Origin of the sequence: Pseudomonas sp. KB_15, from assembly GCF_052114525.1 — a bacterium.
In the GTDB taxonomy this organism is placed as follows: Bacteria; Pseudomonadota; Gammaproteobacteria; order Pseudomonadales; family Pseudomonadaceae; genus Aquipseudomonas.
In genome coordinates this window covers 1-428 of the sequence record NZ_JBFREX010000243.1, presented here as the reverse complement: position 1 = coordinate 428, position 428 = coordinate 1, and the positions used below count along the sequence as shown (strand labels likewise).

Here is a 428-nt window from a genome sequence, read left to right as displayed (position 1 = left end):
CATAGGCGAAGTCCTTCGCCGGGTTGTAGGCCAGCTTCGGATAGAGCGCGACGCTTACCGCATGCGTGCTCGTCGTGACCACGCCCACCGTGTAGCCATCGGCGGCGGCCCGCGCCACGAAGCCCGAACCGATCGTGCCGCCAGCCCCGCTGCGATTGTCGATCACGACAGGCTGCCCGAGTTCGCGCTGCAGCAGCGGCTGGATCGAGCGAACCACGAGGTCGGTACCGCCACCAGCCGGGAATGGCACCACCATGGTGATGGGCTTCGCCGGCCAGGTTTCCGCATGGGCGGCGACGGAACACGCTGCGACAGCGCCCGCCAGCAGGGCGCACCAGGCCCTGCGCGTGGATATGGACAGGATGGACATGTGCACTCCCCTTGTTGGAATGCATGCAGTCTAGAAACGCGTCGACCCGCCCTCAAAC

At 66.6% G+C, this 428-nt stretch carries 1 protein-coding gene; it reads right to left on the bottom strand.

Annotated features, from left to right (window positions below; all coding sequences use genetic code 11):
- Positions 1 to 370 (bottom strand): Bug family tripartite tricarboxylate transporter substrate binding protein (locus AB4Z35_RS30690; protein WP_442101257.1); only part of this gene is annotated, 370 nt, incomplete at its 3' end.
- Between the last annotated feature and the right edge of the window lie 58 nt (positions 371 to 428).